Annotated in this window: 18 protein-coding genes; 10 read left to right on the top strand and 8 right to left on the bottom strand. The window is 38.9% G+C overall.

What is annotated here, in order from left to right:
* Nucleotides 1-511 precede the first annotated feature (511 nt).
* From AC012T_RS05690 to AC012T_RS05670, 5 genes are all read left to right on the top strand, one after another.
* Entirely contained in the window at nt 512-1,102 is a 591-nt protein-coding gene (locus tag AC012T_RS05690; RefSeq protein WP_487063869.1) for a hypothetical protein, read from the top strand.
* Between the two features lie 280 nt (nt 1,103-1,382).
* Complete coding sequence (locus AC012T_RS05685; RefSeq protein ID WP_487063867.1) at nt 1,383-1,766, top strand: HetP family heterocyst commitment protein; 384 nt, start codon at nt 1,383-1,385, stop codon at nt 1,764-1,766.
* Nucleotides 1,767-2,061: 295 nt separating this feature from the next.
* Entirely contained in the window at nt 2,062-2,466 is a 405-nt protein-coding gene (locus AC012T_RS05680; RefSeq protein WP_487063865.1) for a hypothetical protein, read from the top strand.
* 113 nt (nt 2,467-2,579) lie between these two features.
* The gene (locus tag AC012T_RS05675; RefSeq protein WP_487063863.1) at nt 2,580-3,560 is read left to right on the top strand and encodes an aldo/keto reductase; all 981 of its coding nucleotides are present in this window, start codon (nt 2,580-2,582) and stop codon (nt 3,558-3,560) included.
* A gap of 102 nt (nt 3,561-3,662) precedes the next feature.
* Nucleotides 3,663-4,463: a hypothetical protein gene (locus AC012T_RS05670; RefSeq protein WP_487066466.1), complete on the top strand. Its 801-nt coding sequence runs from the start codon at nt 3,663-3,665 to the stop codon at nt 4,461-4,463.
* Nucleotides 4,464-4,683: 220 nt separating this feature from the next.
* Here AC012T_RS05670 and AC012T_RS05665 read toward each other — a convergent pair whose 3' ends face one another.
* Nucleotides 4,684-4,983 carry a Uma2 family endonuclease gene (locus AC012T_RS05665; protein ID WP_487066464.1) on the bottom strand — a complete coding sequence of 100 codons (300 nt, stop codon included), beginning with the start codon at nt 4,981-4,983 and terminating at the stop codon, nt 4,684-4,686.
* Nucleotides 4,984-5,409: 426 nt separating this feature from the next.
* Here AC012T_RS05665 and AC012T_RS05660 point away from each other — a divergent pair, with 426 nt between their 5' ends.
* The 4 genes from AC012T_RS05660 (at nt 5,410) to AC012T_RS05645 (ending at nt 9,142) form a co-directional block, all read left to right on the top strand.
* Nucleotides 5,410-6,615: a DUF4336 domain-containing protein gene (locus AC012T_RS05660; protein ID WP_487063861.1), complete on the top strand. Its 1,206-nt coding sequence runs from the start codon at nt 5,410-5,412 to the stop codon at nt 6,613-6,615.
* Between the two features lie 92 nt (nt 6,616-6,707).
* Nucleotides 6,708-7,808, top strand: a complete 1,101-nt coding sequence (locus AC012T_RS05655; RefSeq protein ID WP_487063859.1) for a HindVP family restriction endonuclease — start codon at nt 6,708-6,710, stop codon at nt 7,806-7,808.
* Complete coding sequence (locus AC012T_RS05650) at nt 7,808-8,797, top strand: DNA cytosine methyltransferase (RefSeq protein ID WP_487063857.1); 990 nt, start codon at nt 7,808-7,810, stop codon at nt 8,795-8,797. Before AC012T_RS05655 ends, AC012T_RS05650 begins: the two co-directional genes overlap by 1 nt.
* Before the next feature lie 60 nt (nt 8,798-8,857).
* A complete protein-coding gene (locus AC012T_RS05645) occupies nt 8,858-9,142 on the top strand; it encodes a hypothetical protein (RefSeq protein ID WP_487063855.1) in 285 nt (94 codons plus the stop codon).
* 24 nt (nt 9,143-9,166) lie between these two features.
* Here the strand turns inward: AC012T_RS05645 and AC012T_RS05640 are convergent, their stop codons facing one another.
* The 7 genes from AC012T_RS05640 to AC012T_RS05610 form a co-directional block, all read right to left on the bottom strand.
* On the bottom strand, nt 9,167-10,477 hold the full coding sequence (locus AC012T_RS05640; RefSeq protein ID WP_487063853.1) for a YcjF family protein: 1,311 nt from the start codon (nt 10,475-10,477) through the stop codon (nt 9,167-9,169).
* 210 nt (nt 10,478-10,687) lie between these two features.
* The gene (locus tag AC012T_RS05635; RefSeq protein ID WP_487066462.1) at nt 10,688-12,007 is read right to left on the bottom strand and encodes an IS4 family transposase; all 1,320 of its coding nucleotides are present in this window, start codon (nt 12,005-12,007) and stop codon (nt 10,688-10,690) included.
* Between the two features lie 181 nt (nt 12,008-12,188).
* Nucleotides 12,189-13,580, bottom strand: coding sequence for a malic enzyme-like NAD(P)-binding protein (locus tag AC012T_RS05630; protein WP_487063851.1), 1,392 nt, complete (start codon nt 13,578-13,580; stop codon nt 12,189-12,191).
* 463 nt (nt 13,581-14,043) lie between these two features.
* Nucleotides 14,044-15,126 (bottom strand): photosystem II q(b) protein, encoded by a 1,083-nt coding sequence (gene psbA, locus AC012T_RS05625; protein ID WP_015213182.1) that lies wholly within the window; start codon nt 15,124-15,126, stop codon nt 14,044-14,046.
* Between the two features lie 193 nt (nt 15,127-15,319).
* A complete protein-coding gene (locus tag AC012T_RS05620) occupies nt 15,320-18,043 on the bottom strand; it encodes a cation-translocating P-type ATPase (protein ID WP_487066460.1) in 2,724 nt (907 codons plus the stop codon).
* A gap of 333 nt (nt 18,044-18,376) precedes the next feature.
* Complete coding sequence (locus AC012T_RS05615) at nt 18,377-19,876, bottom strand: MBOAT family O-acyltransferase (RefSeq protein ID WP_487063849.1); 1,500 nt, start codon at nt 19,874-19,876, stop codon at nt 18,377-18,379.
* Between the two features lie 89 nt (nt 19,877-19,965).
* Complete coding sequence (locus tag AC012T_RS05610; protein WP_487063847.1) at nt 19,966-22,974, bottom strand: DUF1574 domain-containing protein; 3,009 nt, start codon at nt 22,972-22,974, stop codon at nt 19,966-19,968.
* Nucleotides 22,975-23,190: 216 nt separating this feature from the next.
* Here AC012T_RS05610 and AC012T_RS05605 point away from each other — a divergent pair, with 216 nt between their 5' ends.
* Nucleotides 23,191-23,424, top strand: coding sequence for a hypothetical protein (locus AC012T_RS05605; protein WP_487063845.1), 234 nt, complete (start codon nt 23,191-23,193; stop codon nt 23,422-23,424).
* The last annotated feature ends 29 nt before the right edge of the window (nt 23,425-23,453 follow it).

The raw sequence follows: 23,453 nt of genomic DNA, 5'->3' as shown, positions 1-23,453 counted from the left end.
TTTTTTTGATAAATTTGGGACAAAAGTTAAAGTTGCACAACACATAAATGAACATTCGGAGATATTCAGTAAATTTAACTTATAACACTGCCAAATTGGCAGATGACATTAGCGACAAAAAATAGTATAAATACGAATGTAGGTATTGAGATTCCCATATGAATCATCTTCTCGGTGCAATTGAAAATTATGAGACTTTACTGAAAAGCTCTCCTGATTTTCAGCGGTAAGTTATACAATAATAGCCAAGGGTCATCTATTGGATTAAAGGTTGTGAAATTTTCAGAGGACACAACAGCATCTACTCAGTCCGCTAAATTACAGAAAGAAGGTAAATTTCTACCTTTCATTCACTAATCAGCAAAAGCCACAGTCGAAACGTAATTAATGGCAGTTGTCTTCATCAACAACCAAAGCCACTAAGCTACAAAACTGCACAACAGGGTCAATACATCAACGCAGTACACAGACTTGATTAAAAACAGTCAGGTTTTCAATCACAGGTCAGGTCATGAAACAAATCATCAGGTCAAATGCAGTCGAAACACCAAGCCAACGAGGTATTTTAGAGATCAAACTCTCTGATTTGCATTCTCGTCAGGCATCCATTCAAGGAAGTCCCGTACTTTCACCAACGCTAACTTTATCAGTCCTAACTAAAAGTAGTGACATAGCAATTAAAAATACAGACAACAGGTCAACATCCTTTCAAACAGAAGTTCTCTCAACCCTTCTGTATTTAGTTTGGTGGAGTAAGTTAAATTTTTTGCCCACAGTTGTGGTTTGGGTGTGTACAGGAAAGATGTTACAAGTCAGTCACACCCAGGTAAAGCAAATCACATCTGGGATATCTCAGACTTCTTCAAAGACTCAACCTCTTGGAGTGATTATAGCTAGAGCAGAACCAGCACCTCCAATGGCATTAGCTTTGAAAGTTTATTTATTGAAGTTGCTCCCAAACGTACAGAAAAAACCCCAGTTAGTCGCCAAAATTGCTCAACCTAAAGCTTGGCTCAATAGCATCTATACGCAGCGAAAACAACAGAGCCATTTTAGGAATAGCTTTTTCCACTGGGAGTTACGGGAACCGCTGTTAAGTTGAGAAATTTCTGGTTGTGCCTGTTGGAAAGTTTATCTATTTTTTCAACATTCGCTACTAATTCAATTACCAATATATTCCTGTAATTAATTCAACATCTATCTCAAGACTAGTAAACAACCAAACCATTACTGCTGGGTGCAAGTACGCACAGGAAGAATATCAATTATCTTGCTGTTGTGAACCCATCAATGTTGGTGTGGTGGACTAGTATTGCAGTTTGTCAATAGCACTTGCAGAACCTGGACTAGTTTACTTTATTCAAATAAAACTAACACTCACTATGAATCAAGACATTTCTGGCAGTAGTAACAACTTAGATAAGAAAATTAATCCTGAACAGTTTGATCAAGTATTAGAAGCAATTCTGGCTGGTAAGTATTCATGGGCTTGTGTTTTAATGCTACGGTTTGTTGGTTATAATCCTTTGCATTACATTCCTTATCGCACTTATAATCGGCTACTCAAAGAAAACTCCCGTATGAGTAGATCAAATTCTCAAAACAATGAAAATCTAAAAATTGCCAAATCAGCTACAGAGAAAAGGTCTGATGGTCATTTAGCACCTAGCTGTTTGAGCAAAATGAAAGATTTAGCTTATCTGGAAGTAGCTGGTAAGCAAAAAGCCGAAATGCATGGTAGTCTCAGGGAAAAGAAATCAGCATAGGTGTCTATAATATTGTCAGTAAGGTGAGGTTGAGTAAAGTATCCCAGAGAGAGACTGTGTGTTTGCAAAGCGTAGATTCAGTAACCCACTTTTGCCATAAATGGTGGGTTACGATGCAACGAGAGCAAATATTGAGCGTTCTCATCTTTATATTGTGTGTCTCACTCAACCTACAGTTTTCTGGTAATTTATTTTTTGGTGTTCTTTTACACCGGAAGCTTTTGGGATTGGGTGTTGTTCAGCCAATAATTTCATCATCAAATATACTAACGGTGGAGAGTAGTATATAAAAGACATGGTGCGGTTTGTTTTCACAGGTATTTTGGTGTTTTTAACAGCTTGTAGCAGTATTGCGTTGCTACCGACTTATGAATTGGTGCAAAAAGCGATCGCAATTCAACTAGAACAAACCCAACAGCAGCTTAACCAAAAGCTGGATTTAGACTTCCAAAAATTCAATATTAAGGGACTATCAATTACTCAACAGCAACCGCTAACGATTGAAAATTTACCCGCTTACCGTGTGCGCGGAACTTATGACTTAACTGTTAAATTACCAAAACGACAACTCACTCAACCGCAAAAACCCTTTGAAGTTTATTTGCAAATTCAGCGAGAAGGTAAAACTTGGCGGTTACTGCTACCAGAAAAAAATACTGAAAATCCCCAACTAGTTTGGCATAGTTACTTAATTCTCTAACTGGTACATTTGTGCTATGATCATGCCTAATAAAGCTGCTAAAGCATAATTAGCAACTTAGGTCAGCATGGCCTGATAATGAGTTTTTAGAGAACTTTGAAAACGTCTTGAGTATGCAAACTAACCAAACATTATCTCTCCCTAATATGGGTTGCGGGACTTGGGCATGGGGAAACCAACTCCTCTGGGGATACAATGAAAGCATGGATGACCAATTGCAACAGGTATTTAACCTGTGTGTAAATAATGGTATCACCCTATTTGATACTGGTGATTCCTACGGAACAGGAAGATTAAACGGACGTAGTGAGTTACTTTTAGGGCGTTTTGCAAGAGAATACGATGGGATAAATAAAAACAATATTTGCATTGCTACCAAACTGGCTGCGTACCCTTGGAGATGGACAAGAAAGTCGATTATATCTGCTTGTAATGCTTCTGCAAAACGTTTAGGTAAAAATGTCGATTTAGTGCAAATGCACTGGTCTACAGCTAATTATGCACCTTGGCAAGAAGTAGGTTTATTAGATGGTTTGGCAGATTTATATGAACAAGGTTTAGTTAAAGGTGTAGGCTTATCTAATTACGGTACAAAACGACTTTTATGGGTGCATAAAAGATTTCAGGAAAGGGGAATACCGATAAAAACTTTGCAGGTGCAATATTCATTATTATCTACCTATCCAGTCACGGAATTAGGTTTAAAATCCGTTTGTGATGATTTAGGAATTAAATTAATTGCTTATAGTCCTTTAGCCTTGGGTTTATTAACAGGTAAGTTTTCTGAAAATGGTAATTTTCCTCAAGGTGTGAGAGGAATATTATTTAGGCAGATATTACCAGGAATTCAAGGTATTTTAGGGACTTTACAGGAAATAGCAAATAGTCGAAATAAAACCATGTCTCAGGTGGCAATTAATTGGTGTATTTGTAAAGGTACAATTCCCATTCCTGGTGCGAAGAATTTAGAACAAGCACAACAGAATATTGGTGCTTTGGGTTGGTTTTTGAATGATGGGGAAGTTGCAGAGTTGGATAATGCTGCTGCGAAGTCTGAGAAAAAGATGGTGCAAAATATTTTTCAGACAAAGTGAAATAAAACAACTATCTAAATATTACATATGCTATAAAAATCAAGATTATATTTCCCAAAGCTTCCCAAATCTAATTATCAACCCCAAAGCCAAGATACAGCCATAGAAGCTGATATTTATTTATTTAATAGATTACGACAACTGACATTAAAACAACGCTTAGAAATATTTATTTCCCATGAAAAAGGCGTAAAAAAACTATGTATTGTAGGAATTAAATCACGACATCGAAATTTCACTATCCAGGAAATTCGTGATATATTTACCCGTGCTGTATTAGGAGAAAAATTTACTCCTGATTTTCGACCAAAAGGTATTAATGAAAATATGTGGATTCAAGATTCAATTTCTTTAGCAGGTGAACTGCACCAAATTTTTGAATCAATTAATATTTGTTACTATGTAAGTTGTGGTGTTGCTAGTTCTATTCATGGAGAACCTCGTTCTACTCGTGATTTAGATTTAGTTATAGAAGTTAACCAAAATCAAATATATTTATTAGTAAACACTTTAGAAGCATCTGGATATTATTGTCCAGCAGGTGCGGTAGAAGATTTGCAACGTGGTTATGGAAATATGTTGAATATTACCCATACAGAAACTATTGCTAATGCTGATATCTATATTACAGATAATTCACCTTTTGCTATATCGCAAATGAATCGGAGAGTGTTAGTTAATGTAGAGGGAATACCTACTTTTTGGGTAGCTTCAGTAGAAGATATTATTTTACAAAAACTGCGCTGGGGTAAGGGAAGTAAATCAGAAAAACAATGGCGTGATGTTTTGGGAATAGTTAAGTTACAAGCAGAAAATTTGGATTATGGTTATTTAGTAAAATGGGCGGAATTTTTAGATTTGGTTGATGAATTTAGTGAAGTATTAAATCAAGCTGGGATATAAAATTATCATTTAGAGCATGTTTGAAAAGTTTAGGGACGTATAATTTGTCATTCTGTTCGCGTTCACGTAGTGTGCCGTAGGCATAGCGTGGCGTTAGCCATGTGGAGTCTTACGCAACGAAGAATCTGGAGTTTAGCCCACATACTGAGATGCTACGTTCCTCAGCATGACATGGAAGGAGACTTTTCAAACACCCTCTTAGTATGAGTTAAAATTACTCTTACATACCCAATAATTTCCTAACATAAATACTCACATCAGGAAAAGCTAAAGATTGAATTTCACCATGTTTGAAAATTGCTTGACTTTGATAACCTACGTCAGTAGGAACTCTAAAAATAATCAATTCCATAGTCTGTAAATTAATTATCCAATATTCGGGAATACCTGCGGACACATAAACTTTAGTTTTAACTTCCAAATCTTTAGTTAAACTAGAATTTGCACATTCAATTAACCAAAATATATTTTCTGGATAAGGATGATGTTCTCGATAATCTTTTCCTAAACGTTGAACAATAGAGATATCTGGTTCTGGTTCTGAATTAGTTTCCGGGATAGTAATTGGTTTAGCTTGACGAACTTTTGCCTTTTCTCCTAATAAATAAATTAAATATTCTCCTGCTTCATCACTAGCATAAGCATGATATTCTCCCTATGAGTACATTTCTAATATTTCTGCATTTATTAACTCAACATGACGATCTGCTAAAATACCTGTGGCAATTATTTGATGATAATCTTTAATAGTCCATTTTACAGTAGTTACATTCATAGCAGTTCTTCATCTGCTTTATTTTCATCGTACCTGTATTTATGACAAAATTAAATTATTAGTTCCATAATTTGCTAAACTCCAAATTTGTGAAATCTTAAAGTATTGGTTATTGGGAGCGATAGCGAAGCGCTCCGTAGGAATCGCACAGTGACTCAAGGTGAAGGTACAATGAATATAGAAAACGTCAACCCCCAGGACTATTTATGGAAGTTCTGGCCTGTTGTCCCTCTTTATCCTTACGGTAAACGTCGCACTATCCGCAAAGAAGTAGTTAAGGATAGCATCTGGACTTTTGACCAAATGCAGGGGGTTTTCTATGTGGTTGTGCCAATTCGCATGACGGTAGTAAAGTTAGAAAATGGCGGTTTGCTGGTTTATGCACCTGTCGCACCAACTAAAGAATGTGTCCGGTTAGTAAATGAGTTGGTAGCAGAACACGGTGATGTTAAGTATATTATTTTGCCGACTATATCAGGGATAGAACATAAAGTATTTGTCGGACCATTTGCGAGATGCTTTACTAATGCACAGGTTTTTGTTGCACCGGAACAATGGAGTTTTCCGCTAAATTTGCCTTTGAGTTGGTTGGGTTTACCTGCGAAACGCACTCAGATATTGCCGGAAAATAGCCAGGAATCGCCTTTTGCGGATGATTTTGATTATGCGATACTAGGAGCAATTGACCTTGGCCCAGGTAAGTTTGCAGAGGTGGCTTTTTTTCACAAGCGATCGCACACACTCCTACTTACAGATACCATAGTTTCGGTACCAGCAGAACCACCTGCGATCGTCCAACTCGACCCTTATCCGTTGTTGTACCATGCAAAAGATAAAGCTTATGACATCGTAGCTGATACCCAAGCCAATCGCCGTAAAGGATGGCAACGTGTGACTTTATTTGCTTTGTACTTCCAACCCAGCGTTTTAGATGTACCCAAGTTGAAAGATGTCTTCCGTGATGCCTCCAAAGCCCCAGAACGCACAAGAAAAGCATATTTTGGTTTTTTCCCCTTTCAATGGCGACAAGACTGGGAAAGGTCTTATGAAGCGTTAAGAGGAGATGGACGGATATTTGTAGCGCCGGTTTTACAGAGTTTAATATTAAATCGCGCACCCCAGGAAACAATAAATTGGGCTGATAAAGTGGCAAAATGGGATTTTCAATGGATAATTCCCTGTCATTTTGATGCACCAATTAAAGCCGAACCGCAACAATTTCGACAAGCGTTTTCTTTTTTGGAAAAATATCCAATTGGGGGTTTAGTTAATAGTAATAGTTATCCTTTACCAGAGGATGATTTTCAGGTTTTGCGAGATATTAATGAGGGGTTGAATCGGTTTGGTATTGTACCACCTGCGCGAGACAGGGTGTAGGCAAAGTATTGTTAAAATAAAAAATACTCATAATATTATGATATATTATTTTGGGCTGGCTGCTGAATAATTTCCTATATTATAATAATATTATGAATTCTGAGCAATTACAGGTTGGATTATTCGGACTACTTCATTCTAATAGAGATTTTTCTCAAAGAGAAAGCTGGGGTAAAAATCAATTTAATAATTCTTTTCCAGCATCATTAGCTTGTTATATGTATCACAAAGGAATGAAGCTAAATTATTTAACGCTGGATAAAGATTTGAAAATTCAGCATCAAGAAATAGATGTTTCTCAAATATTTGGCATTGCCCCGCTTTCTCCTAATTTATTTTTCTCCTTTGAAAGTGATTATGTACCTTATAGAAAAATAGTGATAGGTAAACTACCAAGAGTTGATTTAGTGACCCATGATATTAATAAAGATAATGCTTGTTTACGAAGTATAGAAATTAAGTTAACAGCATTACCTGACAACTCAACTTATCGTTTACCAGATAATCAATATGGTTGTGAAATTGTGACTAGACCAGATACAATTGTCTATCTTACTCTGAGTATTGCTCATGAGTTTGAAAATTCGAGAGATAAATTACTAAATTATCTTCAACCTGTATGTAGTCAAATTGAAGACTGGTCAAGTATACGTCAGGTATTGCCTTTTATCCCGCAAATTTTAGATTGTTTAGATAATTTACTCAGCGATAATCTTGAAATTCAATCTCCATTAGTCATGCAACCAATATGGAAAACAGTGGGTAAGACTTCTAAACTTTATCAAAACTGCCTAGATATTTTTGTTTGGAGTAACTTCGGGTTTACTAGGCTTTTCTTTGATATTACTAAAAGATTAGCTAAATCAGAAGAAACCATACAAAGACCTATGCGTTCTGTGGTATGGTTGGCAAAGATGTTATATGAATTTGCTCTTGTTGGTAAAATAAATCATAAATTAGTTATTGATACATTAACCTATAACACTAAAAATGATAAAGCTTTTGCTTTAAGTGGTTCAAATACTCGTCCTTATATGACTTGTGATAATTTGATTCATCCCAGAATTACGAAAGAAGAAATTAAAAATATCATATTAGGAGGAGGACAAAACTTTTTAAGTCCTGAGAGAAGATTTGATGGAGTAATCTTGAGTAATCCTGAAATTTTTGATGAGCGATTAAAGGAAATTTAATGAATACACAATTACAAGACTCTTCCTTAAAAGTCATAGATTTATTTTCTGGTTGTGGTGGTTTATCATTAGGATTCCAAAAGTGTGGCTTTGAAATAATTGCTGCTTTTGAAAACTGGAAACCTGCAATAAATATTTATCAACAAAACTTCAATCATCCAATTATTGAATATGATTTAAGTCAGGTAAATAACGATTATTCAATATTTAAACAATTCTTACCAGATGTGATTATTGGTGGTCCACCATGTCAAGATTTTTCTAGTGCTGGTAAGCGTAATGAAGATTTAGGTAGAGGAGATTTAAGTATTACATTTGCTGAAATAGTAGCTAATGTTCGTAGTCAATGGTTTGTCCTAGAAAATGTAGAGTTGTTTAGAAAATCTAATAAATATCAAGAATTTCGACAAATTCTCAAATCTGCTGGTTATGGTTTAACAGAAAAAGTGCTAGATGCTAGTTTATGCGGTGTACCCCAAAAGAGAAAAAGATTTTTTTGTATAGGAGAACTTGGTGGTAAATATGACAACTTGCAAACTTATTTAGAAGCTAATTTATCTAGAAAACCTACAACTGTTAGAGATTATTTAGGGAATAGTTTAGGTATTGAATATTATTATAGACATCCTAGAAGTTATCAAAGAAGGGCTATTTTTAGTATTGATGAACCTAGTCCTACTATTAGAGGGGTGAATAGACCAATACCTAAAAATTATAACCAACATCCGGGGGATGTTGCACCAGTAACACCAGATTTGCGCCCTTTAACTACTCGTGAAAGAAGTTATATACAGACCTTCCCTGAAGATTTTATTTTTGCAGGTTCAAAAACAGATTTGGAACAGATGATTGGTAATGCTGTACCTGTTAAATTAGCAGAATATGTGGCTAAATGTCTACTGATGTACATTCAAGAGAGTAAGAAATCACCAATATATAATATATGCACAGCTAAACAGTTGGAATTTCTACATTTAACAAGTTGCTGAACAAATGTGTAATCAGAATTATTTCAGCCCGTAAAGCAACACGCAAGGAGCGAGAATATTATGAAGATTGAAACATTAAAACAACGCTTAGACAAAAATCGCCCCATGACTACAGTAACTTTAAGAATGCCCGAAGATGTGATAGAAGACTTGAAACAACTTGCACCCATACTCGGTTTTTCTGGTTATCAACCATTAATTCGTGCATACGTTGGACAGGGAATGAGAGCAGATTTAGAACGTCTAGACAGCAATACAGTGACTGCTTTAGTTGCTAGTTTAAAACGACGTGGAGTGAGTGATGATATCATTCATGAAGCACTAACTGAAATTGTTAATGGATAACTGAAATCTCAGATGTTTCAACTCCTAACTTTTCATTCCCTTAAACCGTTCTTTTGCCCCTTCAAAAGCCTCTTGCATCACATTTTGAATCTTCTGAGGATCAGGTTTTTTCCCACCCATTAAATCACCAAAATACACGCAAGCAGCTGCACCTAAAGACCATGTATAAGCACCTGCCCAAGATGCAGCAATTACGCTGCCGAAACCAGGGATAAATTTAATTAACTCCCTTGCTATGGCTTGGGCTAAAAAACCACCAGCGATCGCACTCACAATACCCCCAGCTTGAGATGGTGTCAACGTTTGCCCATATAATTTACCCAATAATCCCACCATTGATACCTGCAAAGCCGTCAACACAGGCATAGTTGCAAAGGGTAAAGGCACTGCTGCTAAAGTAGCTGCCATAATCGAAAAAGGTAAAATATACCGTCTTCCCGCATCTCGGTAGATATTACCCAGTTTTTCACCCGCTTGCTGATCTAATAACTGATAAATTGCTTTTGCTTCTGCTTCCGGGAGGAGTTCAGCTAAATTATCTCGCAGTGCTTCTAAGCCATAAAATACAGGATTATAGCTATCTTCTTCTAAAGTGAAATCAATTAAAACTGCACTATTATATAAACCCGCAAAATTTTCTTTTATCGCGGTAAAAGCTCGGTTAACTTCCGCAAAATCTGGGGGATAATTAGGATGATCCTCTGTTTTTGGTGGATAAAGTTCATGTAAGCAAGTCACTACCAACAAACAAGGAATATTTGGATATTGTTGACGCAATTTTTGAGTAATTTGTCGCAGTGTATCAGTTGCGAAATCATTAATTTTGACGGTGAGAATTAAAACTCTAGCCCCTGTAGCCTCTTTTTGTAAATCACCAATCAATTCTTGAATAATTATTTCAGTATCTTGATTTACATCTCCTAATCCCACCGTATCTGTAAAAACTAGTAAGGGTAAATCATTGGAAGGATAAGCGTAACGTTGGGTGTTTTGAGTATGGGGACGAAATCCCTGTCCGACAATTTCCGCAGAAACCCCCGTTAAACCCCGGACAATGGAACTTTTACCCGCTTGGGGTTTACCTAACAACAATGCTTCTGTAGTGGGCAATTCAGCGCGAATCGTCTCTAAAATTTCTGCAACTTGGGCATCACTGACACTAAACCATTTTCCTACGGTCTGCGTCACTTGGTCTACAGGTAGGAGTTGGGTTAATTTGGCTGTGGTTTTGTTCACAACACCGGAAATGCGGTTTTGCCAAGAGTCATTATCTGACTTGGGTTTGAGTTCATCAGTCGGTGTCTTCAATAAGTCTGCGTTGGGTTGCTCAGTCATTGGTGTAATTTCAACTTGCCACCATTTCTAGTATAACTTGCTGTGTTGGTGTGATGAAAAGCTGGATAAAAACCCACAAATTATAGTTCAGTAGACAGGAGTCAAAAAAGAGGATAAGGAGGAGAGAGGAGAGGAAAACCCCATACATAAATGTAAGGGGGTGAAAGCAGGACGCATTTCAGATGATTGCTGGGCATCCTGCCATTGGTGTCAAGTTAAGGCATCAGCCCAAATGTCAAGAGAGCGAGCAGCCGTTCGTCGGTGACGTTGACGGACGGTCTTGATTAAGCCCATAGAACGATGATGTTCGACAAGCCAAGGAATAAGTTGTAAATCAGGAGCAAGTAAAAGTGCGCGGTGGAAAAAATACAAACTGCGAAAAACCATTTCCACAGAAATGCGTTCTAAAGGTTGTTGTAAAGCAATAGCCACATCAGCACACAAGTCATTGAGGACAGCGTAGAAAATCCAGGTAGCATATATTTGCATCTGTACACCATTAGTGCCACCAACCCACAAATAGGACAAGCCCAATAAACGCTTAGTCAATAAAAATGCGTCCTCAATTCGCCAACGTCGGCGGTATAAATCACAAACCTCCTGTGGTGAAAGCTGTTGTGGGTCAAGAACATTAGTCAAATAATGATACCAAGTCTTACCCCATAATACGGATACTTGGCGCATGGGATAGCGACATGGGTTGGTATGATGCAATCCCATTTGAATAATTTCATCCCTGTAGTGAGAGCTACTAGAAAGTACACGCACTACCTTATATCTGACCTTTTCCTTTTGGCGGGTGAGAACATACTTACCGGCAGCAGTTAGAGAATCAAACCACTCAAAACCATAAAATCCCATGTCTACTATGAGTAAACCACCATCAGGTAAAAGTTCTAACAATGCTTGCCACCAACGAGTCTCATTCCGCTTGGCATCAGCATCATACCAAACTGCTACAGGAATATGAGTGAAAGCTTCTACTACCATCAGCATTTTTCCTGCCAACACTGAACCTGTTTTTTCTTGCAATTGTCCGAAGTGCTTTTTCATGGCTTCGAGTGTTGAGGCATCACAAATCCAAATGGCGGAAAATCTCTGCGCCACTGATGCCCAGGCTGGAGCTAATTCTTTTGCATTCCTTTTTGCTGCTAGACGTTCTACTACTTGCTCAAACATCTTGGCAAATAGATGCGCCGGTAAACTGTTGAGTCTTTGGGACAGAGCTTGCTTGCTGACTTTTGTTGCCTCTACCCACATTAGTCCTTCTATTTCCAGGCAGCGCAATACATCTGTTAAGTGTTGTACTTGTCGATATACTAGACTCAGTATTATTGCTGCCATTACTGGTAGGGTTAATACTCTTGAGCGCAAGCTTCGCTCTTTGTCTTTTACCCCTTTGAGGTTGGCAAATGTCCCTGGACTTAATAGCCCAATCAACCGTGATTCTATTTCTTCACTAGCTGGAGCAGGTACGCTAACTTGATGGCGAAAGTCTGGATTCCCTTGTTTTTTCCTTGGTTTACTCATGGCTCTTTTCAACACCCCTGTGTTGACTTTTACCATTTATTTCCCACTCTTGACACAAATCCATTTTTCTTAACTTGACACCAATGGCATCCTGCCGGCACCACAAGAAAGTTTAAGGTGTTTGCAACCCTGATTTGTCAGGGCTATTTCTTCCTCTGTTTCTGCCCCGGAGGGCTAGTCATTAACTCTGAGCGATACCTTCTGCCCGTGCGGCTTGTTGTACGGCAGCAGCAACAGCGGTAGCAACACGTTGGTCAAAAACAGAAGGTATGATGTGTTGTCGATTCAAGTCTGAAGGATTAACTAAAGAAGCGATCGCACTGGCAGCTTCTAAACACATCGTCGTAGTAATCGTACTAGCTCGACAATCTAAAGCCCCACGAAACACCCCAGGAAACGCCAGGACGTTATTGATTTGATTGGGGTAGTCACTCCGACCTGTAGCCATGACTGCAACGTTATCAGGGGCTAATTCTGGTTGAATTTCGGGAATCGGATTAGCCATTGCAAACACGATCGCATCTTTGCTCATTCCTTGTACCATTTCTGGTGTTAAAACTCCGGGTGCGCTGACACCGATAAAGACATCTGCACCTTGGACTGCATCGGCTAAAGTTCCTTGGGCTGTAACTGCAAATTCCAGTTTTTCTGGGGTTAAATCTGTACGACTAGTTGATATAATGCCCTTAGAATCGCACATCCAGATGTTTTCTGCACCTGCTTTGCGAAGTAAACGAGCGATCGCTACCCCAGCCGCACCAGCACCGTTAATGACAATCCGAATATCTGCAATTGATTTATTTACCAGTTTCAGAGAATTAAACAACGCTGCCAAGGTGACAATTGCTGTACCATGTTGGTCATCATGAAAAATCGGGATATTTAATTCTGCTCGCAGTCTTTTTTCAATTTCAAAACAGCGGGGTGCAGCAATATCTTCTAGATTTACACCACCAAAAACTGGGGCGATATTCTTCACTGCTTTGACAATCTCATCTGTATCTTGGGTATCTAGACAGATAGGAAAAGCATCCAGCCCTGCAAATTCCTTAAATAGCATGGCTTTACCTTCCATTACTGGTAAAGCAGCAGCCGGCCCCAAATTGCCCAATCCTAAGACAGCACTACCATCGGTGACAATAGCCACGGTGTTTTGTTTGATAGTCAGATTGTAAACTTCTTCTGGATTTTGGGCGATCGCTGTACAAATTCTCCCGACTCCTGGAGTGTAAGCCATTGCGAGATCGGAAACACTCCTCAGAGGAATTCTACTAGTAATACTAATTTTGCCGCCACGATGTAGATTAAAAGTGCGGTCATACACACTAATTACTTTAATTTCTGGTAAGGCTTTTACTGCTTGGACAATAGCTTCAGCGTGTTCGGTACTAGCTGCATCGACTGTAATATCGCGGGTTGAGTCTTGGCGACTTTGATCAATTAAATCAATTTCTCCTAGATTACCACCACTTTGAGCGATCGCTTGGGTTACTGAAGCCAACATCCCCACCCGATTGGGAATCTGCAAACGCAGGGTTATACTGAAACTAGAATTAGGAGTTAGGTTTGCCATAGTAATTTTAGATTTTAAATTTTAAATTTTATAGTGAATTGCCTGTGAAAAATTTTATTTCTACAATAAAATATGATATTTCATGTTTGTAGTTAGGCGTTCAATGTGAAAATACTCACATTCACGTATTTAAATATACTATTTAATCAGATTCTCAGGATTTAAATTTTGTCAGAATCAGGATATCCAGGATTTAAGGATTTTCAGGATTTTGATTGATAATTTGTTGGTTTGTTTTCAACATTTTTATTGGTCTGATATATATTTAATATGAAAATTTAGCAATTAGTAAAATTGCATCTTAACTTAATTTACAAAATTGACAAAATCCCACATCCCAAAAATTTAAATTCCTAGAAAAAAACCATATCCTGTTAAATCCTTAAATCCTGGACATCCTGATTCTGACAAAAATACCCCCCATCTCTGGAAGGTATTTTTTATCTATCTGAAGATTTCAGAATTAACCGTTGATTGCAGGTGCAGTTAAAGCAACAGGAGCAACATCACCAGCAGCCAAGTCTAGAGGGAAGTTGTGAGCGTTGCGCTCGTGCATTACTTCCATACCCAAGTTAGCGCGGTTGATTACGTCAGCCCATGTACCAATTACACGACCTTGAGAATCAATGATTGATTGGTTGAAGTTGAAACCGTTCAAGTTGAAAGCCATTGTGCTAACACCCAAAGCGGTAAACCAGATACCGATTACAGGCCAAGCAGCGAGGAAGAAGTGAAGTGAACGGCTGTTGTTGAAAGAAGCGTATTGGAAAATCAAGCGACCGAAGTAACCGTGTGCGGCAACGATGTTGTAGGTTTCTTCTTCTTGACCGAACTTGTAACCGTAGTTTTGTGATTCGGTTTCGGTTGTTTCCCGAACCAAGGAAGATGTAACCAAAGAACCGTGCATTGCAGAGAACAAGGAACCACCGAATACACCAGCTACTCCCAACATATGGAAGGGGTGCATTAAGATGTTGTGTTCAGCTTGGAACACGATCATGAAGTTGAAGGTTCCGGAGATACCCAAAGGCATACCATCGGAGAATGAACCTTGACCGATGGGGTAGATCAAGAATACTGCGGTAGCAGATGCCAAAGGTGCAGAGTAAGCTACACAGATCCAAGGACGCATACCCAAGCGGTAAGACAATTCCCACTGACGACCTAAGTAGCAAGCGCAACCGATCAAGAAGTGGAAAATTACCAATTGGTAAGGACCGCCGTTGTACAACCACTCATCTAAGGAAGCTGCTTCCCAGATTGGGTAGAAGTGCAAACCAATAGCGTTGGAAGAAGGAACAACTGCACCGGAGATGATGTTGTTTCCGTAGATCAAGGAACCTGCAACTGGCTCACGGATACCGTCGATGTCAACGGGAGGCGCAGCGATGAATGCGATGATGAAGCAGGTGGTAGCAGCTAACAGGGTAGGAATCATCAATACGCCGAACCAACCGATGTAGATACGGTTTTCGGTGCTGGTGATCCACTCGCAAAAGCGATCCCAGACGTTAGCGGTTGAACGCTGTTGAATGGTTGTGGTCATTTTATAAGTGCTTTATTTTTTTATGATGTTGATAGGTTTTTTTGCCTACCTATATTCAACATTAAATCCTTAGTTGCGTTTTGTAAAGATAATTAAAATTAGTATTCATTATATCAGTTATATGTTTTACTAATGTGTTTAGATTTACAGAATGATTGGTGTGGGCAAGGATGCCTACACCACAAGGAATTTCTTAAAAACTAGAGTCCAAACGATTGGCAAAAGCAGCTACTGCAATCATGGGCAAGCCGACAAGTAGACAAATTAACCATTGATTCAAGTCTAAGGGGGCTGTATAAAATAATTGGTTCATTAAACTCCATTGGCTAAAAATAATCTGCAAAATTACAGTGCTGGTAATTCCTACATACATTGCAGTTTGATCGCTTATTTCCCGCCTAATTCCGCGAATTTTATCAAAAATAGCAATGCCTAATTGGGTGATGCTTAACAGGTAAAAAATTCTGCCTACCACTAAAGCTTGAATTGCCATTGTCCTAGCAACAGCAATATCACCTGTTGTTTGTCGCATCCATTCAAATACACCGAAAATTAAAATCCAGTTAAAGATAGAAATAATGAAAATGCGCTTGACTAAATTAGGAGAAAGTAATTTTTCATTGGGGTTACGTGGTGGTTGTTGCATCACCTGATCAGATTTGGGTTCAAAGGCTAAGGGAACTGTCATGGCAATGGAATTCACCATATTTAACCAGAGAACTTGTAAAGATAATATTGGTAAATCTCTAGCTAACAAAACGCTAATCAAGATCGTCATAGATTCACCACCATTAACGGGCAGAATAAATGCGATCGCTTTCAGCAAATTTTGATAAACGGTTCTTCCTTCCTCAACCGCAGCTTCTATAGATGCAAAGTTATCATCTGTTAAAATCATATCAGCGGCTTCTTTGGCTACTTCTGTACCAGCCCCACCCATAGCAATACCAATATCTGCTTGTTTGAGGGCAGGGGCATCATTGACACCATCCCCCGTCATGGCGACTATTTCACCTTTAGATTGTAGTGCTTCCACAATCCGCAATTTCTGTTCTGGTGCCACACGGGCAAATACTACCCCATCTTCTATGGCTGTTGCCAGTTCTGGTTTTGCCATTTTCGCCAGTTCAGCACCTGTAAAAGCCTTCACTTCTCCATGATGATTAAAACCCATGCGAGATGCGATCGCAGCAGCCGTTACAGCATGATCACCTGTAATCATTTTCACCTGGATACCAGCTTGTTGACAGGCTTGCACAGCTTTGATAGCTTCGGCGCGGGGTGGATCGATCATTCCCTGTAAGCCTAAGAAAATCAAATCATTTTCGATATCTGCGTGATCTATTGAGATTAGATTCTCAGATACTGGTTTTTTTGCAAAAGCTAACACCCGTAAACCTTGATGCGCCATTGTATGCACTTGCCGATTTACAGTATCAGCATCTACAGAAGTCAGTTGTCCAGAAAAATTTAACATCTGTTGACAACGCTGGAGAATTGCTTCTACCGAACCCTTAATGTAAATAATTCGTTCTTGTTGTTCAATTTCATACAGAGTTGCCATGTACTGAAACTCCGACTCAAAGGGGATGACATCAAGCTTGGATGTACTCGCTTGTAAGTTGTCACGGGTTAACCCGACTTTATTCGCAGCAGTTATTAATGCACCCTCGGTGGGATCGCCAACTACTATCCATTGCCCATCTTTATTTTCTAAGTGGGAATCATTACATAACAACCCAGCTTTTAAACATTCGGCTAAAGGAGGAACATCATTAAAATCTAGAGGATTTTCATTGAGTAAAATTTCTCCGCTTGGTGTATAGCCGGTACCCGTGACACTATAATCCTGATCACCTGCATAGATGGCTTGTACTGTCATCTGGTTTTCAGTCAGAGTCCCAGTTTTGTCAGAACAAATAACTGTAGCGCCCCCCAGAGTTTCGACTGCGGGCAATTTACGAACAATGGCGTGTCGTCGTGCCATGCGGGAAACACCAATAGCTAAAGTGACAGTAACTACAGCGGGTAATCCTTCAGGAATGGCACTCACAGCAAAAGCTACAGCAGGTTCAAACATTTGCACCCAGGTGTTACCGTATCCTAGCCCGACGGCAAAGGTGAGGGCTGCTATTGCTAAAATAATGTAAAGTAAGGTGCGACTAAATTTGTCGAATTTCCGAGTTAATGGGGTTTTAAGGATGTTTCCCTGTTCCATTAATTGAGAAATGCGCCCGGTTTCTGTTGCTTCCCCAATGGCAACTACAACACCTTTCCCAGTTCCAAAAGTGACAAAACTGCCAGCATAAGCCATATTAGTGCGTTCTGCTAAGGCTGCATCTGCGTCTACGGGTTGGGTATTTTTTTCCACAGCGACGGATTCCCCTGTTAATCCCGATTCGTTGATTTGTAAATTGCGGATTTGCACAAGTCGTAAATCGGCTGGTACTTTGTCGCCGGAAGTTAATAATACGATGTCTCCGGGGATTAATTCTGTGGAGGAAACTTGGAGTTTATTACTGTTGCGGATAATAGTGCTATTGGTTTTGACTGAGGAAGCTAAAGCAGCGATCGCACTTTCTGCTTTTGATTCTTGCACAAAACCAATAATAGCGTTAATCAGAGTTACGCCCCAGATTACCCCAGCATTTACCCATTGCCCCAAAGATGCTTTAATTGCACCGGCAATTAGCAAGATATAAAGTAGTGGCTGATGAAATTGCAGCAGAAATCGCAGTAAAGCACTTTTCCCGTGTTTGGCTTTAAGTTCGTTAGTACCAAAACTTTCTTGGCGCTTGGCTACCTCCGTAGAATTTAAGCCTATTTCGATATTACTGTTTAAATATCGACTTACTTCCTGTACAGGTAGATTGTGCCACTGATGTTCTGTTAATTGATTTTTAACTACTGCTGTCATCATTTTTGGTTCCGATATCATTCCCTGACAGGATAAATTTACAATGGCATTATTAATTATTAATTGTGTTGATTAAGGTCGAATTGAAATAGATAAAAAATCTATCTTTCGGATTATTTAGATAAAAAATATGGCTGGTAATAATATCACTATAGATGGATGTATTGCACCAATTTGTTAGTTATATGTACTGCAACTGGTTCATGGTTAAACTAAATATTTTACCCCTCTCCATCGCGGAGTGGCTTCTCTAATAGTACCTCTCTGCGTGAATGGGGAGAAGCTTTAAACTTGTTCTTTTTAAGGCAAACTAAATGCTGTCACAAGAATTTGTTAAAAGTCAAAATATATATAAGGTAAGCTACCTTCAGGTGCTAGTAACCAAACAGCGTAAAAACATAAAGGTACAAAAACAAGTTTGATAGGCCAGCTAAATTCTAATTTCATTCCTCGCTTAAAGGCATAGGTTAGACTCATCAGAACAGCTAGAACTATCAATAAATAAGAGAGTTGGTATTGGCTGATATTTAAAGCTTCCACATAGACTTTTTCAGCAAATTGTTGATCAGCAGGATGACCCCAAAGGTGTTGGATGACAAAAGCAGAGTCTTGGGGGTTGGGAAGACGGAACCAAATCCAGGATGTGAAAACCATCAGTTGTGTTAAAAACCAAGCGAAAACTATACCTAGAGGGTTTTGCCAGAATAGGTTTAAAATTTTAAAGCGATCGCTCATCGCATCTGTGAGACGATGAACTGCTAAGGCTAAACCATGCAATGCTCCCCAAATCAGAAAACCCCAGGCGGAACCGTGCCAAATACCAGCTATGATCATCACTATCAATAAGTTTCCGCAGGTGCGAAGCAACCCCCGACGAGAACCACCCAAAGGAAAATATAGGTAATTACGCAACCAATCGCCTAAAGTTATATGCCAGCGTCGCCAGAAGTCTGCGATACTATTGCTGAAGTAAGGAAAATCAAAGTTTTCAGGCAGAACTAAACCAAAAAGTAAAGCACTACCACGAGCAATATCTACATAACCGTTAAAATCTAAATATAACTGTAAGCCATAGGCAAAGGTAGCTAACCATAAATCAGCGCTACCGGCTCTTTGCAAGTTACCAAAACATAAATCAACAAAAATTCCCAGATTATCTGCCAGAATACCTTTTTTAACTGCACCTCTAGCAATTAACCACAGTCCCTCTGCTAATCTATCAGCAGTGGGAAATCGTACTGTATCGAATTGAACTGCTAAATTATGGTAACGAGTAATAGGCCCAGAAATCAATTTAGCAAAAAATAATTTGTAGGTAGCAAAGTTAAGAAATTGATCAGTAGCTGGCGCACCACGATAGACATCTATTAAATAAGCGATACACTCAAATGTAAAAAAAGAAATTCCCAAGGGTGTAGTTAATTTAAAAGATGCATTTGGTGAGTTTATAGATAAGTCAAATAACCATTTTAATAAAATAGGTAAATATTTAAAACTTAGTAAAAGACCTATATTTAAAATCACACCAAACCACAAAATTTTCAGTCGGGTAAGATTCCAGTCAGCTTGAGCAATTTGCCAATCTTCATTAGAAATTTTCCAGTTTTGAGAATGTTTTCCTGGTGAGGTATTTTTGCCAATTTCTAACCCTAGACGAAAGTTAATAAAAGTCAAGACTAGTAGTAATGGCAAATATTGAATATTCCAAGATGAATAAAATACAATACTAGCTACAAGTAGAGTCAACAAGCGTAATTTTTGCTTGGCTACAGTCCAGTAAATTCCCAGAATACTCAACAAAAAAAGTCCGTAAAAAATTGATATAAACTTCATTTTTTAGTCATTGGTCATTGGTCATTGGTCATTAGTTATTGGGAAGAGGTTATAGATAATTCTTACCCTGCGCCTACCTCCCCACCTTCTTATTTAAAAATCCAGGGAATCATGGGGTCTACAGCCAGCTTTTTGGAGACTTCATAAGCACCATAGCGGTTCAGGTGGCTGGGGTCAGAAAAGTATTCATTTGCTTTGAGCCAAATTTGGCTTAAATCTCGGTAAATAAAGTTTGTATTAGTGGTAGAAACATTTAACATATATTGTTGAAATTCTTGTTCATATTTTGTTCTAACTGGGTCTAAATAATCGGCTGTGAGGGGAGTATTTACAAAAACTAAGGAGATTTTTTGAGATTTTGTAAACTCCATTAATGATTGTAAAGCTGCGTCTTGATTACCTTTTAATTGAAAGGATTTATAGTCGTTGTCGTAACTTCCTGATACTCTGGCATATTTTTGATAATATGTGGCAGGATTAAACCGAATAGATAAAGGTAAGAAACCATCAAAATCAACTGCTTGCAGAGAATTATCTTCTTCTGAATCTTTTGTTAACTGAACTGTGACTTGCTGATTATTTTTGCTAAAAGGTAAATGGTTGAGTTGTTTTTGTAATAGTGTTTTAATTTGTTCACGATGTTGATAACTAGCAGATATACCAACGACAGCTTGATTTAACCAATCATTAGCAACTTGATAGCTATTAAAATCTAATGTTTCATTTTTGATTTCTGCCTTTTGGTCAGAATTTATCTGTTGTTGAGGTGGTTGATCACTAATGCTAGGTTTCTTGGCTCTTTGTAAAACTTTTTGATAGCCTTTTGATGCAGCAATGGCATTAAAAGTGATATCTTCTCTGCCACTATTAAAAGCTCTAGAACCATCTGCCCAAATAATGATTTTTGGGAGTTCTGAGGGTTCTAAAACTTGACGAATAATCAAGTCTACAACTTGTGCTGTTGCACCATTAACACCAAAGTTAAATATATCAACTTGGCGATAACCTTGAGATGTCAAGGCTTTAGAAAGGGCAACGGGATCAACACCTCTCAAAGCACGAGAAGATCCAATAATCAGGATATCTGGTGGTTTTCCATTTCTGGCTAAACGCTGTTTATACAGCGCAAATTGCTCATCTAATTGCCTAGCATTAAAACTGGGCATTTGAGATCGTGCTGCTAAAAGAATAGCAGTAGCGCTGGCTTTTGCTTTCAATGGTGCAGCTGGTAACTTGTCTGATGGAGTGTCATCATTTTGGGTAAACCCAGAGGCATTAAATCCTGAATTACGCCCCTGAGTAGATTTTATGTTGTTGCTAGTAAAAAATGCTGTTGTTCTTTGATTTGGATCTTCTCCTGATGTCAAAGATGCCTGTGAGGATAAAGCACTATTACGTTTGAGTGAATTTGAGACAGTACGAGTCAGGACATAACCTAACATCCAATCACTTTGAATTGTAAGTATTAATCCCAATGCTACCCAAACTAGACTAGCCAAAAATCCTTGTTCATCAGGGTTATGATCGATGGAGTGGTTGGGTTCTGCAAATAATTGAGTTCCCACAAGTAATTTTTTAACTTTTTTGTGAGCAGTTGCTATCCAATCTTGTGCTGCTTCTGTGACGAAACTTTTAACTTCCTGGGTTGTTAAATCAGGACGCAGAATTGGTTCGTCAGTTTCATTTGTGACTAGTTCACTGAAATATTCAGCAGTTGCGGCAAATTCTGGTGTGGCTTCTGGTACTAATCTGTGACGTTGTGTAAAATCAAATCCGTGATGCCATACGGGTTGATTATCGCCGGCACGACGACCGTAAACTCTGACACCAAAAAGATCAGGGATATTCAGTTGACGAACAAATTGAGTGACTTTGCTGGCGACTTGTTGGCGTGTGGGACAATTAGGCGCATCACACATCACGTGCAGTAAGTCACCTTTGCGAAGCAAGAGGACGCGAATACCACCAGTTTTTAAGCGCCAATCCATGTCAGGATTGAGTAGGCGTTCTAGTAAAAAAACAATGGCTGGTTCATCACCTGTAGAACCTAAGGCTAGTGTAGATGTTGCTAAAGCGGGATGTTTGGCGGATGGTAAAGACAACCAATCTACCCAAGCGGGTTGTTGTTCGCCTGTTTTTTGTCCATAGATAGCTGCTGCTAGAATTCCTTGGGGGGCGATCGCTTCTAACTGAGAAAGAATAATTTGTAAACACAGTTCCTTGTCTGGCGCAGGAGCGGTTTTTGCAGGATCAACTGCTGGGGTACAAAAGATATGTAGGGTAAATTCTTTCAGAGAAGCTTGGACAGCAATTTTTAATTCTGATAATACTTCTGTTAACAATCTAGCGATCGCTTGCACATCTCCCCACCGCGCCCATTCTTTCAGCATTGTTTCCGGTGGTGTCAAATCCACCCGCAGCCGCCAATCAGGGTCTATTTCTCCCCTCACTTGAGAGACAATGATTGCATCTTCATAACCAGCCAGTTTCAAATGCCTTAATTTTTGGGCTACTGGTTCGGCTAACAAAGTGGCATCTGGGCTATAACTTGATTGACAGAAGATCCAGAGACGATTAACAATTTTTTGAGATTTGGACTTGGCATTATGGGGTAGACTTTTGACTTGTACTGCCACACCCAAACTGCTCAGATTTTCACTCAAATAGCGAGCGATCGCATCTGGATTTCCTTGGCGTGCCAAACTTTCATTAGAGACAATCAGCGCCCCACCAGGTAGTTGTGTTTTTTCCGCTTCTACTAACATGGCTTGCTGTACCTGCTCTAGATGCCGATCTAATTGATTTAAATAAACTCGGTGACACCATTGAGGATGGTGTGAGCCTTTTTTTCGACCGTAGACCAATACTTGGTATATTGGGGATTGTTCCTCACTGGTTAAGCTATCCAAATCTGTTTGCTGTAGTGCTTGCAACAAATCAGAAAGAGTGTGCCAACGTTGCGGGCAGTCTGTACCTTCACAAAGTATGTGCAGATCATTTCCCAGCAACCGGACTTTCACCCCGAAAGTGCTGATTCCTGTGGCTTGGCTTACCCATTGCACTAAGGTTTGTTGGCGATCAAGTGATACTGTTTTCATGGGAAGTTAACTTTAACAGGAAGCGAGTATTAGGGGATTTTGCCTGTACTTGTAAACTAGAAACATACATTTAGCACATTTTGCAGTTTTTTTTTAACAATTTTGTTACCTTTAGAGCTAGAAAAATGGGCAAAGATAGTCTTATAAGGTTACAAGTCTTATCAAGATTGAGTTTTGTGTCTATTTTACCCATCTGCCAAAAAACAAGAATTAGCAATGTCACCTGTAACCCACAACCCCTCACCAACTAGCGGATTTAATCCGATTTTCAACATTCCCCAATCTTGTCTTCTCCAAATAGGCATAGCGTCTATACTACTGCTGTTGATAGCAGATAAAGCTACTGGTAAAGCACTAGAAGCCTTGGGGGAAGCCAGTGAAGAAGTATTTCGGGGCGATCGCTTGCCCATTCTTAATTTTCCCCATGAACAGGAATTAAACCAAAGCTAACTATATATATAAGCATTTATTGGCTACGG

This window comes from Anabaena sp. EIM26, from assembly GCF_057568715.1.
This window is presented reverse-complemented; position numbering and strand designations above follow the sequence as displayed.

Coding starts and splice junctions, on each gene's coding strand:
- AC012T_RS05690 (WP_487063869.1), top strand. CDS start 512: ATGAAACAAATCATCAGGTCAAATGCAGTCGAAACACCAAGCCAACGA.
- AC012T_RS05685 (WP_487063867.1), top strand. CDS start 1,383: ATGAATCAAGACATTTCTGGCAGTAGTAACAACTTAGATAAGAAAATT.
- AC012T_RS05680 (WP_487063865.1), top strand. CDS start 2,062: ATGGTGCGGTTTGTTTTCACAGGTATTTTGGTGTTTTTAACAGCTTGT.
- AC012T_RS05675 (WP_487063863.1), top strand. CDS start 2,580: ATGCAAACTAACCAAACATTATCTCTCCCTAATATGGGTTGCGGGACT.
- AC012T_RS05660 (WP_487063861.1), top strand. CDS start 5,410: ATGAATATAGAAAACGTCAACCCCCAGGACTATTTATGGAAGTTCTGG.
- AC012T_RS05655 (WP_487063859.1), top strand. CDS start 6,708: ATGAATTCTGAGCAATTACAGGTTGGATTATTCGGACTACTTCATTCT.
- AC012T_RS05650 (WP_487063857.1), top strand. CDS start 7,808: ATGAATACACAATTACAAGACTCTTCCTTAAAAGTCATAGATTTATTT.
- AC012T_RS05645 (WP_487063855.1), top strand. CDS start 8,858: ATGAAGATTGAAACATTAAAACAACGCTTAGACAAAAATCGCCCCATG.
- AC012T_RS05640 (WP_487063853.1), bottom strand. CDS start 10,477: ATGACTGAGCAACCCAACGCAGACTTATTGAAGACACCGACTGATGAA.
- AC012T_RS05635 (WP_487066462.1), bottom strand. CDS start 12,007: ATGAGTAAACCAAGGAAAAAACAAGGGAATCCAGACTTTCGCCATCAA.
- AC012T_RS05630 (WP_487063851.1), bottom strand. CDS start 13,580: ATGGCAAACCTAACTCCTAATTCTAGTTTCAGTATAACCCTGCGTTTG.
- psbA (WP_015213182.1), bottom strand. CDS start 15,126: ATGACCACAACCATTCAACAGCGTTCAACCGCTAACGTCTGGGATCGC.
- AC012T_RS05620 (WP_487066460.1), bottom strand. CDS start 18,043: ATGACAGCAGTAGTTAAAAATCAATTAACAGAACATCAGTGGCACAAT.
- AC012T_RS05615 (WP_487063849.1), bottom strand. CDS start 19,876: ATGAAGTTTATATCAATTTTTTACGGACTTTTTTTGTTGAGTATTCTG.
- AC012T_RS05610 (WP_487063847.1), bottom strand. CDS start 22,974: ATGAAAACAGTATCACTTGATCGCCAACAAACCTTAGTGCAATGGGTA.
- AC012T_RS05605 (WP_487063845.1), top strand. CDS start 23,191: ATGTCACCTGTAACCCACAACCCCTCACCAACTAGCGGATTTAATCCG.